Annotated in this window: 16 protein-coding genes; 11 read left to right on the top strand and 5 right to left on the bottom strand. The window is 52.7% G+C overall.

Going from position 1 to position 14,964, the window contains the following annotated elements; genetic code table 11:
• Positions 1–30 precede the first annotated feature (30 nt).
• Complete coding sequence (gene yccA / locus JBO43_RS10290; protein WP_095281492.1) at positions 31–690, top strand: FtsH protease modulator YccA; 660 nt, start codon at positions 31–33, stop codon at positions 688–690.
• A gap of 87 nt (positions 691–777) precedes the next feature.
• Positions 778–1,107, top strand: a complete 330-nt coding sequence (gene tusE, locus JBO43_RS10295; RefSeq protein ID WP_095281491.1) for a sulfurtransferase TusE — start codon at positions 778–780, stop codon at positions 1,105–1,107.
• Here the strand turns inward: tusE and yccX are convergent.
• Complete coding sequence (gene yccX, locus JBO43_RS10300) at positions 1,104–1,385, bottom strand: acylphosphatase (RefSeq protein WP_202674291.1); 282 nt, start codon at positions 1,383–1,385, stop codon at positions 1,104–1,106. The two genes, tusE and yccX, sit on opposite strands and share 4 nt — an antisense overlap.
• Positions 1,386–1,479: 94 nt before the next feature.
• On the opposite strand from yccX, the gene rlmI reads away from it, so the two are divergent.
• The gene (gene rlmI, locus JBO43_RS10305; protein ID WP_095281489.1) at positions 1,480–2,670 is read left to right on the top strand and encodes a 23S rRNA (cytosine(1962)-C(5))-methyltransferase RlmI; all 1,191 of its coding nucleotides are present in this window, start codon (positions 1,480–1,482) and stop codon (positions 2,668–2,670) included.
• 60 nt (positions 2,671–2,730) lie between these two features.
• A complete protein-coding gene (gene hspQ, locus JBO43_RS10310) occupies positions 2,731–3,048 on the top strand; it encodes a heat shock protein HspQ (protein WP_095281488.1) in 318 nt (105 codons plus the stop codon).
• Positions 3,049–3,079: 31 nt separating this feature from the next.
• Here the strand turns inward: hspQ and JBO43_RS10315 are convergent, their stop codons facing one another.
• Positions 3,080–3,496 carry a CoA-binding protein gene (locus tag JBO43_RS10315; RefSeq protein WP_095281487.1) on the bottom strand — a complete coding sequence of 139 codons (417 nt, stop codon included), beginning with the start codon at positions 3,494–3,496 and terminating at the stop codon, positions 3,080–3,082.
• A 173-nt stretch (positions 3,497–3,669) separates the two neighbouring features.
• Here JBO43_RS10315 and csgI point away from each other — a divergent pair, with 173 nt between their 5' ends.
• On the top strand, positions 3,670–4,335 hold the full coding sequence (csgI, locus tag JBO43_RS10320) for a curli synthesis inhibitor (protein WP_095281485.1): 666 nt from the start codon (positions 3,670–3,672) through the stop codon (positions 4,333–4,335).
• 86 nt (positions 4,336–4,421) lie between these two features.
• Positions 4,422–4,880, top strand: coding sequence for a methylglyoxal synthase (mgsA, locus tag JBO43_RS10325; protein WP_095281484.1), 459 nt, complete (start codon positions 4,422–4,424; stop codon positions 4,878–4,880).
• A 34-nt stretch (positions 4,881–4,914) separates the two neighbouring features.
• On the opposite strand, the gene helD is transcribed toward mgsA, so the two are convergent.
• The gene (helD, locus tag JBO43_RS10330) at positions 4,915–6,969 is read right to left on the bottom strand and encodes a DNA helicase IV (protein ID WP_202674248.1); all 2,055 of its coding nucleotides are present in this window, start codon (positions 6,967–6,969) and stop codon (positions 4,915–4,917) included.
• A 123-nt stretch (positions 6,970–7,092) separates the two neighbouring features.
• Here helD and JBO43_RS10335 point away from each other — a divergent pair, with 123 nt between their 5' ends.
• Positions 7,093–7,539, top strand: coding sequence for a YccF domain-containing protein (locus JBO43_RS10335; RefSeq protein WP_095281482.1), 447 nt, complete (start codon positions 7,093–7,095; stop codon positions 7,537–7,539).
• 19 nt (positions 7,540–7,558) lie between these two features.
• Positions 7,559–9,721, top strand: coding sequence for a YccS family putative transporter (yccS, locus tag JBO43_RS10340; RefSeq protein ID WP_103947939.1), 2,163 nt, complete (start codon positions 7,559–7,561; stop codon positions 9,719–9,721).
• On the opposite strand, the gene JBO43_RS10345 is transcribed toward yccS, so the two are convergent.
• Positions 9,678–10,304, bottom strand: a complete 627-nt coding sequence (locus JBO43_RS10345) for a TfoX/Sxy family DNA transformation protein (RefSeq protein ID WP_095284231.1) — start codon at positions 10,302–10,304, stop codon at positions 9,678–9,680. The two genes, yccS and JBO43_RS10345, sit on opposite strands and share 44 nt — an antisense overlap.
• Positions 10,305–10,522: 218 nt before the next feature.
• Here JBO43_RS10345 and sulA point away from each other — a divergent pair, with 218 nt between their 5' ends.
• Together sulA and ompA are read left to right on the top strand one after the other, a co-directional pair.
• Positions 10,523–11,032 (top strand): SOS-induced cell division inhibitor SulA, encoded by a 510-nt coding sequence (gene sulA, locus JBO43_RS10350; protein WP_095281480.1) that lies wholly within the window; start codon positions 10,523–10,525, stop codon positions 11,030–11,032.
• A gap of 356 nt (positions 11,033–11,388) precedes the next feature.
• A complete protein-coding gene (gene ompA, locus JBO43_RS10355) occupies positions 11,389–12,444 on the top strand; it encodes a porin OmpA (protein ID WP_103947941.1) in 1,056 nt (351 codons plus the stop codon).
• A 64-nt stretch (positions 12,445–12,508) separates the two neighbouring features.
• Here the strand turns inward: ompA and matP are convergent, their stop codons facing one another.
• A complete protein-coding gene (gene matP, locus JBO43_RS10360) occupies positions 12,509–12,961 on the bottom strand; it encodes a macrodomain Ter protein MatP (protein WP_095281478.1) in 453 nt (150 codons plus the stop codon).
• Between the two features lie 186 nt (positions 12,962–13,147).
• Here matP and JBO43_RS10365 point away from each other — a divergent pair, with 186 nt between their 5' ends.
• Positions 13,148–14,908: an AAA family ATPase gene (locus JBO43_RS10365; RefSeq protein ID WP_095281477.1), complete on the top strand. Its 1,761-nt coding sequence runs from the start codon at positions 13,148–13,150 to the stop codon at positions 14,906–14,908.
• Positions 14,909–14,964: the final 56 nt, after the last annotated feature.

A 14,964-nucleotide genomic window follows, 5' to 3' on the forward strand; every position in this document is an offset into this window, starting at 1 on the left:
TTAATTACATCTGTCATAAGAGAGTGACTCATGGATCGTATTATTAGTTCTTCACGCGACCGCACATCGCTACTCAGCACCCACAAAGTGCTGCGCAACACCTATTTCATGCTCAGCCTGACGCTGGCGTTTTCGGCGATCACCGCAACGGCCAGCACCGTGCTGATGCTGCCGTCTCCGGGTCTGATCCTGACGCTGGTCGGTATGTATGGTCTGATGTTCCTGACCTACAAAACGGCTGACAAACCGATTGGTATTTTGTCTGCGTTCGCCTTTACCGGTTTCCTGGGCTATATCCTGGGGCCAATGCTGAACGCTTATCTGTCTGCAGGCATGGGCGATCTCATCGGCCTGGCGCTGGGCGGTACGGCATTAGTGTTCTTCTGCTGTTCTGCTTACGTGCTGACGACGCGCAAAGACATGTCTTTCCTCGGCGGTATGCTGATGGCAGGTATCGTAGTTGTGCTGATCGGAATGGTGGCAAACATTTTCCTGCAGCTGCCTGCCCTGCACCTGGCGATTAGCGCGGTGTTCATCCTGATCTCCACCGGCGCGATCCTGTATGAAACCAGCAACATCATTAACGGCGGCGAAACGAACTACATCCGCGCTACCGTGAGCCTGTATGTGTCGCTGTACAACATCTTCGTCAGCCTGTTGAGCATCCTGGGCTTCGCCAGCCGCGATTAATAGACAGTGCTTTGAACCAAGCCTCGCTTATGCGGGGCTTTGTTTTTTGGTACACTGCGCGGGTTTTGGATTGACGTGTGAATGACTATGTTGAGCTTTGAAGGTAAAGAGATAGAAACCGATAACGACGGTTATCTGAAAGAGAGCAACCAGTGGAGCGAAGGGCTTGCCGAGGTGATTGCCGAAAAAGAAGCGATCACCCTGACGCCAGAGCACTGGGAAGTGGTGCGTTTTGTGCGCGACTTTTATCTGGAATTTAATACTTCCCCGGCTATTCGTATGCTGGTGAAGGCGATGGCCAATAAATTCGGCGAAGAGAAAGGCAACAGCCGCTATCTGTATCGCCTGTTCCCGAAAGGCCCGGCGAAACAGGCGACCAAAATCGCCGGTCTGCCCAAGCCCGTGAAGTGCATTTAATAGCGAATACCGAAGTTCATATATTCGCGGCCGGGTTGATGCGGTTCGGTTAAGACCTTTTCAACTCGTGCGCTGCGTGGCCCACCGGCTTTCAGCCAGGCGACCAGTTTTTCGACTTGCTCAGCGTCACCACAGGCCACCACTTCTACGCTGCCATCATCCATATTACGCGCATAGCCCGTCAGCCCGAGCTGTAATGCTTCGCGCTGAGTGCTGTAGCGAAACCCGACGCCCTGAACGGTGCCGTAAACCCAGGCGATTGTGCAGACTTTTGACATCATCGTTCCCCTTAAACCTGTCTGGCGCGTTGCATTTCCCCACTGAACTCGGGAAAATGGCCGCCAATTCATTGAATCAACAGAATAGCAAATTATGAGCGTACGTTTAGTGTTAGCCAAAGGGCGTGAGAAGTCATTACTCCGCCGCCATCCCTGGGTCTTTTCCGGAGCGGTCGCCCGCATGGAAGGGAAAGCCAGCCTCGGTGAAACCATCGATATCGTTGACCATCAGGGGAAATGGTTAGCTCGCGGCGCATACTCGCCAGCCTCGCAGATCCGCGCGCGCGTCTGGAGCTTCGATAAAGACGAAACCATCGACATCGCCTTCTTCACGCGCCGTTTACAGCAGGCGCAAGAGTGGCGCAACTGGCTGGCACAACGAGACGGGCTGGACAGCTATCGTCTGATCGCCGGGGAATCCGACGGCCTGCCGGGTGTGACCATCGACCGCTTCGGCAACTTCCTGGTACTTCAACTCCTGAGTGCAGGCGCAGAATATCAGCGCGCGGCGTTAATCAGTGCGTTACAAACGCTCTATCCGGAATGCGCCATTTACGATCGCAGCGACGTAGCAGTGCGTAAAAAAGAGGGCATGGAACTGACGCAAGGCACGGTTACCGGCGAACTGCCGCCTGCCCTGCTGCCGATTGAAGAGCACGGCATGAAGCTGTACGTCGATATTCAGGGCGGCCACAAAACCGGCTATTACCTCGATCAGCGCGACAGCCGCCTGGCGACGCGTCAGTACGTTAAAAACAAACGCGTGCTGAACTGCTTTTCCTACACCGGCGGCTTTGCCGTTTCCGCGCTAATGGGCGGTTGCAGCCAGGTGGTCAGCGTCGACACCTCGCAGGAAGCGCTGGATGTGGCGAAACAGAACGTCGAGCTGAACAAACTGGATCTGAGCAAAGCCGAATTTGTCCGCGATGACGTTTTCAAACTGCTGCGCAAATACCGTGACCAGGGCGAAAAGTTCGATGTTATCGTCATGGACCCGCCGAAGTTTGTTGAAAACAAAAGCCAACTGATGGGCGCTTGCCGGGGATATAAAGACATCAATATGCTCGCGATCCAGCTGCTTAATCCTGGCGGCATCTTACTGACGTTCTCGTGTTCTGGCCTGATGACCACCGATTTATTCCAGAAACTGGTGGCAGATGCCGCTGTAGATGCGGGTCGTGATGTACAATTTATAGAGCAGTTCCGTCAGGCGGCGGATCACCCGGTGATCGCTACCTACCCGGAAGGGCTGTATCTGAAAGGGTTTGCCTGTCGCGTCATGTAGCTTGAAAAGCGGAATGTTGCCCACACTTCTGGTGTAAGTAACATTTTTCGGGAGGTGACTATGATTGCCAGCAAATACGGTATCGGCCAACAGGTGCGCCACACCCTGTTAGGGTATCTGGGTGTAGTGGTGGATATTGACCCGGAATACTCCCTTGAGGAACCGTCAGCAGATGAGCTGGCGGTCAACCCAGAACTTCGCGCCGCCCCCTGGTACCATGTGGTGATGGAGGACGACGATGGTCAGCCTGTTCACACTTATCTCGCCGAAGCGCAGTTAAGCAGTGAGTTACAGGCTGAACATCCCGAGCAGCCGACGATGGACGAACTGGCTCAGACCATTCGCAAACATCTCCAGGCCCCTCGCCTGCGGAACTAACCCCTAAAATGCCCGAAAGCTCGGGCATTTTTTATGACTTTGCCAGGCCCAGACGCGGGATATCAATTGCCGGACAGCGATCCATTACCACGTTTAGCCCTGCTTCTCGCGCCAGCACTGCCGCCTGTTCGTTAATCACACCGAGTTGCATCCACAAGGTTTTCGCCCCGATGGCAATGGCCTCTTGCGCTACGCCCCAGGCCGCCTCCGAGTTACGAAACACATCCACCATATCCACTTTTTCAGGCACATCGGCAAGCGTTGCATAACCCTGTTGCCCCAGCAGCGTTTTACCAGCCACTTTCGGCGAGACGGGAATAACGTGATAGCCCTGGTCGAGAAGATATTTCATCACGCGATAGCTTGGACGGTCAGGTTTATCACTCGCCCCCACCAGCGCGATCGTCCTGGTCGACGTCAGAATGTTGATAATTTCGTTCTCTTTCATGGTGTTTCTCCTGGCTTTTTTTAAAGTGTACGCCAAAGAACATCAGGCAACCATTCATCCCATACGTCTGTATGAGGGCAAAACCGCAGAATATGTCTATATGTTAGTAAACGTGTTTATCGAAAAATTTAGATACATTATTACGACGAAAGTACTTTCAACAGGAGCGCCCTATGAAGACCGGCATTGCCTCTGCTGTGATTGCATTAATTATGCCGGTCTGCGTGTTTGCCACGACGCTGAGGCTCTCAACCGACATTGATCTTCTGGTACTGGACGGTAAAAAAGTGTCCAGTTCATTGCTTCGCGGAGCCGACAGCATTGAGCTGGACAACGGACCTCATCAGATTGTCTTTCGGATCGAGAAAAATATTCGCCTGTCTTCTAATCACGAGGAGCGTCTGTACATCTCCCCGCCGTTAGTAGTGAGTTTTAACACGCAGAAAATCAGTCAGGTTAATTTTAATCTACCCAGACTGGAAACGGAAAAAGAGTCCATCGCCTTCGAATCTGCGCCTAAACTGGAATTACTGGATGGCGATGCCATGCCGATCCCCGTGAAGCTGGATATTCTGGCGCTGACCAAAACCCCGAAAGGGCTGGATTATGAAGCGGATACTGAACGTTACAACAAAGCGGGAAAAACCGCGTCTCTGCCTAAATTCGCCACCATGATGGCGGATGACAGCACGCTGTTGTCCGGCGTTTCAGAACTTGACGTGATCCCGCCTCAGTCCCAGACGCTCACCGAGCAGCGCCTCAAATTCTGGTTTCAGCAGGCGGATCCCGATACCCGCACACGTTTTTTGCAATGGGCGAAGCAACAACCTTCGTCATAAGCCGCATTTTTTTGCCCTTTCTCTTGCAGCATCAGGCGGTTCCCGTCATCGTGTAGCCAGTTAAGTTAACCTGACGGAAAAAGATGATGGAACTGACGACACGCACCCTGCCTGAGCGCAAGCACATCGCTCTGGTCGCGCACGATCACTGTAAAAAAATGCTGCTGAATTGGGTTCAGCGCCACCAGTCCCTGCTGGAAAAACACACACTTTCGGCCACGGGTACCACCGGTAATCTGATTCAGCGTGAAACCGGGCTGGAAGTTAACGCCATGCTGAGTGGCCCGATGGGTGGCGATCAGCAGGTCGGCGCGCAGATTTCGGAAGGGAAAATTGATGTCCTGATTTTCTTCTGGGACCCGCTGAACGCGGTGCCGCACGATCCTGACGTGAAGGCTCTTTTACGGCTGGCAACGGTATGGAATATTCCGGTTGCCACCAACCTCTCAACCGCAGACTTTATCATCGAGTCGCCGCAGTTCAACACGCCGATTGAGATCCTTATTCCGGATTATCCGCGCTATCTGGCTGAACGGTTGAAATAAGTGTTTATGCCGGGGCCTGCCCCGGCATAAACGACTACGGTTTCTTCGCGACGGGCACGTCAATATTCTTCAAAATATCCACGAAATGCGACGGTTCATCTTTGTTGAATAACAGCCAGACGCGATGCCGTGCGCGGGTGATTGCTACATACAGCAGGCGGCGCTCTTCGGCGTCCGGGAAATCTTCCACTTCAGGCAGCAACGCTTGCTCCATCACCGATTCACGCGCCGGGGCCGGGAAGCCGTCGCTACCGCCCTGCAACCCGAGCACAATCACGTAATCCGCCTGTTGCCCTTTGCTGGCATGGATGGTCATAAAGTCGAGATTGAGCTTAGGCCAACGCGTCGCTGCTTTCTCAAGGATTGCCGGTTTTAGATAGTGATAGCGCGCCAGAATCAAAATACGTTCTTCGGTTTTGACGAAGCCACTCAGCTTATCCAGCAGCGCCTCAAGTTGATCCTGTGGCAATAGCGTGACTGCTTTTTTATCCCCGGCAGTGAGGCTGTTCAGCGGCTTCACCAGCTGATGCGGATTCTGCTGAATAAAGCGATTGGCGATCTCACCGATACGAGAGTTGAAACGATAGGTCGTGTCGAGATCGCTACGATCTCCCTCACCAAAATAATGATGGAACGCGGTTGTTAGCGACAGTTTCGCGCCGCTGAAGCGGTAAATCGCCTGCCAGTCGTCGCCTACCGCAAAGAGCGAAGTATGTTTATTTTGAGCGCGAAGTGCCGCCAGCAGTGCCGCTCGCTGAGGAGAGATATCCTGAAATTCGTCCACCAGAATATGCTTCCACGGACTGACGAAACGGCCTTTTTCGAGAATGATAATGGCCTGATGAATCAGCCCAGAGAAATCCACGGCGTTCTCTTCTTTTAACGCCAATTTCCAGGCTTTCAGCAGCGGAGCCATCAGTTTCACACGTTTCGAAAACAACGCACGCACCTCTTCGGGCGCATTCTCAATCATTTCTGCCTGCGAGCCGCCGTGCATACGCATCAGGCTCACCCAGCGATCAAGGCGCGAACCCAATCGCCGCGACAATTTCTCGTCCTGCCAGAAACTGCCTTCCGGCACCGTCCAGTTCAGCTCTTCTTCCAGCCACTGCCGCCATCCTTTCGCCTGGGCCTTTTTCTCACTGCACTGCTGGCGCCAGGTGGTGATAAACAGCGAGAGCCTGGCCTGAGTGTCGTTTTCCAGCTTGCTGATAACCGGCGCTTTTTTGCTCCCGTGCTGGATGATATGTAACGCTAATGCGTGAAACGTCCGGGCGCTGATATCGCGCGTATGCAGCCGCTCTTGAATCCGCTCGTCCATTTCTTGCGCAGCCTTACGGCCAAACGCGAGCAGCAATATTTGGTCAGCGGTGGCTTCACCTCTGGCGAGCAGCCATCCTGCACGGGCAACCAGCACCGACGTCTTACCGCTGCCTGCTCCCGCAAGAACCAGCAGGGATTGCTCTCCATTGACCACGGCGCGCGCCTGTGCCGGATTCAAAGGTGAGGATTCGATCGTGCTGAAAAAATCCGCGTGCTGTTCGAGCATGGCGTCAGTCCAGGCCTGATTATGCTTGAGTCGGCTTTGGTCAATATCGTTTAGCCATGCCTTGCACTGGCGCCACGGTTCGCGGCAATTTTCAAACTCATCAAGACGAGAAGCTGGCATGGGGAGCGCGGTCAGGGCTTGCTGAATGCGCTGCTGCATCCCCGTCGTTTGGGCGCGCGTGAGCCATTTCTTTTGTTCATGACTCTGCGCGATGTCAGCCAAAACCTGCTGTAATACCTGTTCGGCCACCTGGCTCATCTCGGCGCTCCACTGCTGCCAGAGCGTGTTCAGGTGGTGATGGAAGCGCTGGGTTTCGGCCCATTCGGTACCGTGCAGACGCACCACTTTATCTGCCGGCAGGACAAATTCCAGCTCGCCCCATACCAGACCGCGTTTGCAGTGAATTGCCAGCAACTGATTGAATGGAATAAGGTATTCGTGGCGTTCACCAGAGACTTTTACCCCGGCGTTGAGAAGGACAACCTTGTCGTACGGATGTTGCGCCAGGCGCTTGCCTAATGATGTTGCTTTTAGTTCCATGTCCAGCCTGATCCACGAAGTGATAGTTTGCCCATTAGTTTAACCGCCAGTTTTCAGGTGCTCCAGCCCAAAAAAACGTTACAATCAACAGGCTTTAATCATATCGAAAGGAAGTGAGGGTTTATGCGTACCGTTCTGAATATTTTGAATTTTGTCCTTGGCGGTTTTGCCACCACCCTTTCCTGGCTGTTTGCCACTCTGGTCAGTATTGTGCTGATCTTCACGCTTCCCCTGACGCGCTCGTGCTGGGAAATCACCAAACTTTCCCTGGTACCTTACGGTAACGAAGCCATTCACGTTGATGAACTCAACCCGGACAGCAAAAGCGTCTTGATGAATACGGGTGGAACGCTGCTCAACATTTTGTGGCTTATTTTCTTTGGCTGGTGGCTGTGCCTGATGCACATTGCGGTAGGGATTACGCAGTGCATTACCATTATTGGCATTCCGGTCGGTATCGCCAACTTCAAAATTGCCGCTATTGCCCTGTGGCCCGTTGGGCGCCGCGTCGTGCCGGTCGAAGTGGCTCAGGCTGCGCGCGAAGCCAATGCCCGTCGTCGTTTTCAGTAAATAAGGATACGCCGCTTTTATGCTAAGCCCGTTGCTTCGCAGATACACATGGAACAGTGCCTGGCTCTATAACGTCAGGATTTTTATCGCGCTTTGCGGCGCAGCAGCCGTGCCGTGGTGGCTCGGCGACGTTAAGCTGACCATCCCGCTAACGCTTGGTGTGGTGGCGGGCGCGCTGGCAGATTTGGACGATCGCCTGGCCGGGCGGTTGCGCAACCTGGTGATTACGCTGATCTGCTTTTTCATCGCGTCCGCATCTGTCGAACTACTCTTTCCCTGGCCGTGGTTGTTTGCCCTCGGCCTAATGATTTCCACCACCGGATTCATTCTGCTGGGCGGGCTGGGGCAACGCTACGCGACCATCGCCTTTGGCGCACTGCTGATTGCCATTTATACCATGCTGGGCGTATCCCTTTACGACCAGTGGTACCAACAGCCGCTACTGCTGCTGGTGGGCGCAGTCTGGTATAACCTGCTCACTCTGACCGGGCATCTGATCTTCCCGATTCGCCCGTTGCAAGACAATCTTGCACGCAGTTATGAACAGCTGGCGCATTATCTGGAACTCAAATCCCGACTGTTTGATCCGGACATCGAAGAAGAGAGCCAGGCTCCGCTTTACGATCTGGCGCTGGCTAATGGGCAACTGGTCACCACGCTTAATCAAACCAAGGCCTCACTGCTGACGCGCCTTCGAGGCGACCGTGGTCAGCGCGGCACCCGGCAAACGCTCCATTACTACTTTGTCGCTCAGGATATCCATGAGCGCGCCAGCTCATCACACATTCAATATGCTGCGTTGCGCGAAAAATTTCGCTACAGCGACGTCATGTTCCGTTTTCAACGGCTGCTTTCAATGCAATCTCAGGCATGTCAGCAGCTGGCGCGTTCAATTCTGCTGCGAACGCCATACCAACACGATCCCCGCTTCGAGCGCGCATTTAGTCATTTGGATGCCGCACTGGATCGCGTTCAGGCCAGCGGCACATCCCAGGAACAGATGAAAGCGCTGGGATTCTTGCTCAATAACTTACGCGCCATTGATGCTCAACTGGCGACAATTCAGTCTGAGCAGGCGCTATCGATGCCGGGCAATGAGATAGAGAATCAGCTTGCTGACGACAGTCCGCATGGTTTCGCGGATATGTGGCTACGTTTGAGCCGCAACTTCACGCCCGAGTCCGCCCTCTTCCGCCATGCGGTGAGAATGTCTGCTGTGCTGTGCGTCGGTTATGCGTTTATACAGATTACTGGTCTGCATCACGGCTACTGGATTTTGCTCACCAGCCTGTTTGTTTGTCAGCCGAACTACAACGCCACCCGCCACCGTCTGGCGTTACGCGTCATCGGTACGCTAGTGGGTGTTGCTATTGGTTTGCCGGTGCTGTATTTCGTCCCTTCTGTAGAAGGGCAATTAATTCTGATCGTTATCACCGGGGTATTATTCTTTGCCTTTCGTAATGTTCAGTATGCGCATGCCACCATGTTTATCACCCTACTGGTGCTGCTGTGCTTCAATCTGTTGGGTGAAGGATTTGAAGTCGCTCTGCCGCGCGTGATCGACACGCTGATTGGCTGTGCGATAGCCTGGGCTGCCGTGAGTTTTATCTGGCCAGACTGGCGTTTTCGCAATTTGCCACGCGCGCTGGATCTTGCCATTAACGCCAACTGCCGCTATCTGGATGCCATTCTCGAGCAATATCATCAGGGTCGCGATAACCGCCTGGCCTATCGAATTGCCAGACGTGATGCCCATAACCGCGATGCGGAACTGGCGTCGGTGGTTTCAAACATGTCGACGGAACCACGCGCAACGGCAGAAATTCGCGAAGTCGCCTTCCGACTACTTTGTCTTAACCATACCTTCACCAGTTACATTTCAACTTTGGGTGCTCATCGCGAAAAATTAACCCATCCGAACATCCTCGCTCTGTTAGATGACGCCGTTTGCTACGTTGACGATGCGCTTCATCATCGCCCGGCAGATGAGCCACGTGTGCGAACTGCAATAGATGAACTTAGCCAGCGTATTGCGCATTTCGATTCCAGCGCAGATAACAAGGCTCCACTCGTGCTCCAGCAAATTGGCCTGCTCATTGCACTCTTGCCCGAGATTTGCCGGCTGCAGCAGCAAATTGCTACCTATCGGAATGACTATCCAGCAGCACAGGAAGCGCGTTAAACCACTCCATAAGCTCCTGACGCCTGAGCGTCGGGAGCGCTGCCTCATGCATCCCATCGATTGCCCCGGCCAGCGCAAACAAGACCTTGAAACTAAGATGCTTATTTTTCGCTCGCATTTTAAGCCAACACGCCTCAGCGCCAAGTGTCCGAAGCATGGCTTCACTAGTGACCCCCGCTTCGCAAAGGAGAATTTCAATCTGGAACGTCAGATTGGGTAGATCTTTGAGGCGCCGCCGTTGATGGCGCTTAACGCGCTCCTGTCGGGCTGCCTCAAGCGCAAAGCTTGAGAGTTGCAAGAGCCTTTCCCGGTCCTGCCACAGCCCATCATCGACACGGTAGTAGTTCAACAGCACGGGCCTGCCACGTTTAAGCAACGTTAAAAAGGAAGAGGATTGTTTTACGCAGTACTGGGCGCTCTGTTCGCAGGCCCTCAAATAGAGCTCTCCGTCTGATACCATCGCAAACACGGCTTCATCAACCGCCAGGGTATAACCCCCGAACAAAGCACGATGATGGATTTCACCCAAGGGTGAAAGGTATTCCTGAGAATTATAGATCCGTTCATAAGATATCTTTTTCATGATATTCACCATATAAATCATAGAGTAACAACACATTTTTCTTACTACCGGATCCGTTAGCAGGAAAATAGGCAACTTATTGTCACTCGGCAAGATCATTTTGCGAGACACGCCATAATCGAACGAAATTTGCGAGACGCTTTCCGAAAATGGGGTTGATCTTTGGTTGTACAGGGGTTACTGTATATCCATACAGTAACTACAGGGCTGGAATGATTATGCACACTTCAGGCTATGCAAATCGCTTAACATCTTTTTCTTCTTCCGCAGGCAATGGCACGCAAAAAACTTCCGGGCGTGTTTCTACCGGGCTGATAAGTGAAGTGGTTTATCGCGAAGACCAGCCCATGATGACGCAAATGTTACTGTTGCCGCTTTTACAACAGCTTGGTCAGCAATCACGCTGGCAGCTCTGGTTGACCCCACAGCAAAAACTCAGTCGTGAATGGGTACAGTCAGCAGGATTACCCTTAACAAAAATGATGCAAACCAGCCAGATCGCTCCGTGTCATACCGTCGATTCGATGATTCGCGCATTGCGCACAGGGAATTACAGCGTGGTTATCGGTTGGTTGTCTGAAGAATTGACGGAAGAAGAGCATCATCGTCTGGCAGAAGCAGCGGAAGAAGGTGAGGCTATCGGCTTCATTATGCGTCCGATTCGTCTGGATCCTCTCGCCAGAGGACACCTGTCTGGCCTAAAAATTCACTCAAATTTGTATCATTAAGTAAATTTAAGAGTTTTCCTGGAACTTTTTTTGACATCAGTAAGTGCAATTAGTTCCATAACTCAAAACGTCGAGAAAGCTTGTCTGGCGCGGTTTCCGTTAATTTTACAGCATAAAATTCTCGCCAAAAATGTTAAATATTGCGTATACGGAACTTTTTTTTTCATATGCCTGACAGAGTTCACACTTGTAAGTTTTCAAGTACGTTGTAGACTTTACATCGCCAGGGGTGCTCGGTCTAAGCCGAAGATATCGGTAGAGTTACTAGTTTGAGCTCGCCCCCCGGTGAAGGATTTAACCGTGATTTCTCGACGAGATCTTCATGGCGATTTTTGGATGATAACGAGGCGCAAAAAATGAAAAAGACAGCTATCGCGATTGCAGTGGCACTGGCTGGCTTCGCTACCGTAGCGCAGGCCGCTCCGAAAGATAATACCTGGTATGCAGGTGGCAAACTGGGCTGGTCTCAGTTCCACGACACTGGCTGGTACAACAGCTCCCTGAACAACGATGGCCCAACTCACGAAAGCCAGCTCGGTGCAGGTGCGTTTGGTGGCTATCAGGTTAACCCGTATGTTGGTTTTGAAATGGGTTACGACTGGTTAGGTCGTATGCCATACAAAGGCGACAACGTTAACGGCGCATTCAAAGCTCAGGGCGTACAGCTGACCGCTAAACTGGGTTACCCAGTAACTGACGATCTGGACGTTTATACTCGTCTGGGCGGCATGGTATGGCGCGCTGACTCCAGCAACAGCGTTGCTGGCGACGACCACGACACTGGCGTTTCTCCAGTATTCGCAGGTGGTGTTGAGTGGGCAATGACCCGCGACATCGCTACCCGTCTGGAATACCAGTGGGTTAACAACATCGGCGACGGTAACACCGTTGGCGTTCGTCCGGACAACGGCATGCTGAGCGTAGGTGTTTCCTACCGTTTCGGCCAGCAGGAAGAAGCAGCGCCAATCGTTGCTCCAGCTCCGGCACCAGCTCCTGAAGTACAGACCAAGCACTTCACTCTGAAGTCTGACGTTCTGTTCAACTTCAACAAAGCAACTCTGAAACCAGAAGGTCAGCAGGCACTGGATCAGCTGTACACCCAGCTGAGCAACCTTGACCCGAAAGACGGTTCAGTAGTAGTTCTGGGCTTCACCGACCGTATCGGTTCTGACGCATACAACCAGAATCTGTCCGAGAAACGTGCTCAGTCTGTAGTTGATTACCTGGTATCTAAAGGTATCCCAGCTAACAAGATCTCCCCACGTGGTATGGGCGAATCTAACCCAGTTACTGGTTCTACCTGTGACAACGTGAAAGCTCGCGCTGCACTGATCGACTGCCTGGCACCAGATCGTCGCGTTGAGATCGAAGTTAAAGGTATCAAAGACGTTGTAACTCAGCCTGCGGCATAAGTTATCGTCTTATAAAAAAACCCCGCCATGCGGGGTTTTTTATTGTCTGAAGAAACGTGAGAAACTATTTTTTTCCCAGCATTGCCTGCAGGTCGTTTTTCAACGTCGACATCTGATTGGCGTATTTCTCTTTATGTTCCGCGTCTTCAATGAGTTGCACCACCGTCTCGGACAATGTTTTTCCTCGTCGTTGCGCAAGCCCTGCTAATCGCTGCCAGACCATAAACTCAAGGTCGATAGACTTTTTACGCGTGTGCTGATGTTCAGCGTTAAAATGCCGTTTGCGCCGCGCGCGAATGGTCTGCTTCATGCGGTTCATTAGCGCCGGGTTGATGTGCTTCTCTATCCACCCGTTGACCTGGACCGGTTCATTTTCGAGCATCAGCAACAAATCCACCGCTTCTTTTGCAGCACTGGCTTCGATATAGCAGGTGATCAGCTCGCCTTCTCGATGCTTTTTGACCAGGTATTTCCATTTCCAGCCGCTTTCGAGATTTTCCAGTTGTTGATATTTCATCGCGATCTCAGTGTTACCTCGTAACTCTGTTCAGAATATCAGTTTTTTGGCAATCTGCTGAAAAGAAATCATATCCTGTGAGCTCTTACGCCGCATTCCCCCCTGAAATCCCTAATCCTGCATGGGAATGGGTCAGCGCTTACGGTATAATCCATCGTTTTACATCTAACTAAAAAAACATCCACTTTGACCATTACGAAACTAGCATGGCGTGACCTGGTTCCAGATACCGATAGCTATCAGGAACTCTTCGCACAGCCAGACCTCGCAAAAGAACACGACTACATCCTTAGCGACACGCAACCGCGTTTACATTACGCGCTAGAGCAAACGCTAAGCCCGTGGACAACCTCCCCCTTCATGTTACTGAAGGCGCCAGAAGAAGCCGAATATTTGGCACTGCTGGCAGATGCCGTGCGTCAATTGCAGCCAGAAACAGATACCGTTTTTGGCGGACAATATCGTATCGTGGGAAGTGATGTCACTTTCAAACCTGCAACGTCAGCAGATGATAATTTTGCCGCAACGGGTGAAGTCATTACCGCGGAGTGGGCCGAGGCTGAACAGTTATTTGGCTGCCTTCGTCACTTCAACGGTGAACTGAGCTTGCAGCCAGGGCTGGTACATAAAGCCAACGGCGGTGTGCTGGTTATCTCCCTGCGAACATTGCTTGCACAACCCCTGCTGTGGATGCGCCTGAAGAATATTGTGACGCATCAGCGCTTCGACTGGATTGCTTACGACGAATCCCGCCCGCTGCCCGTCGCGATACCGTCGATGCCCATCACACTGAAAGTCATTCTGACGGGCGATCGTGAGTCGCTGGCGGATTTCCAGGAGATGGAACCGGAACTCGCCGAACAGGCGGTCTATAGCGAATTTGAAGACAACATCCAGATTGCCGACGCGGATGACGTAACGCAGTGGTGCCAGTGGGTGCTGGCCGTCGCTGAGCGCAACACTTTGCCAACGCCTGCGGCAGACGCCTGGACAGGCCTGGTTCGTGAAGCGACGCGTGATACCGGCGATCAGGAAACCTTGCCACTTTGCCCACTGTGGATCAGCAAGCAGTTGCGCGAAGTCGGTGTCATTAGCGGTTCTGGCGAATTTACCGGCGAGCAATTTGCTCAAATGCTGGCACAGCGCGAGTGGCGTGAAGGTTATCTCGCTGACCGAATGCAGGATGAGATCCTGCTTGAACAGATTCTGGTGGAAACTGAAGGCGAGCGTGTAGGCCAAATCAACGCCCTGTCTGTCATCGAATTCCCTGGTCACCCGCGCGCCTTTGGCGAGCCTTCGCGTATCAGCTGCGTTATTCATATTGGCGACGGCGAGTTTACCGACGTTGAACGCAAAGCCGAGCTGGGCGGGAACATTCATGCTAAAGGCATGATGATCATGCAGGCCTTCCTGATGTCACAGCTTCAACTGGAGCAACAGCTCCCCTTCTCCGCCTCGCTGACGTTTGAGCAGTCTTACAGTGAAGTGGATGGCGACAGTGCGTCTATGGCCGAGCTGTGCGCAGTGATCAGTGCTCTTGCGGATGTGCCAATTAACCAGAGCATTGCAATCACCGGTTCAGTCGATCAGTTTGGTCGCGCGCAGCCTGTTGGCGGTCTGAATGAGAAGATCGAAGGTTTCTTCTCCATCTGTCAGCAGCGTGGGTTTAGCGGGAAACAAGGGGTGATTATTCCTGCGCCAAATGCACGTCATCTGAGTCTGAGTCAAGCGGTGCTTGATGCCGTGGAAGCAGAGCAATTCAGTATCTGGGCCATCGAAGATATTACGGATGCGCTACCCTTACTGACGAACCAGGTCTGGGATGGCGAAGTACAAAATACGTTGATGCAGGCTATCCAGGAACGCATCGCTCAGGCAATGCAGCAGGACGCTCGTCACCGTTACCCGTGGCCGTTACGCTGGCTGAGCTGGTTTAGCCCGAACTGATCGGACTTGTTCAGCGTACACGTGTTAGCTATCCTGCGTGCTTCACTAAAATAAGG

Source organism: Lelliottia jeotgali (assembly GCF_016771845.1).
Lineage (GTDB): Bacteria > Pseudomonadota > Gammaproteobacteria > Enterobacterales > Enterobacteriaceae > Enterobacter > Enterobacter jeotgali.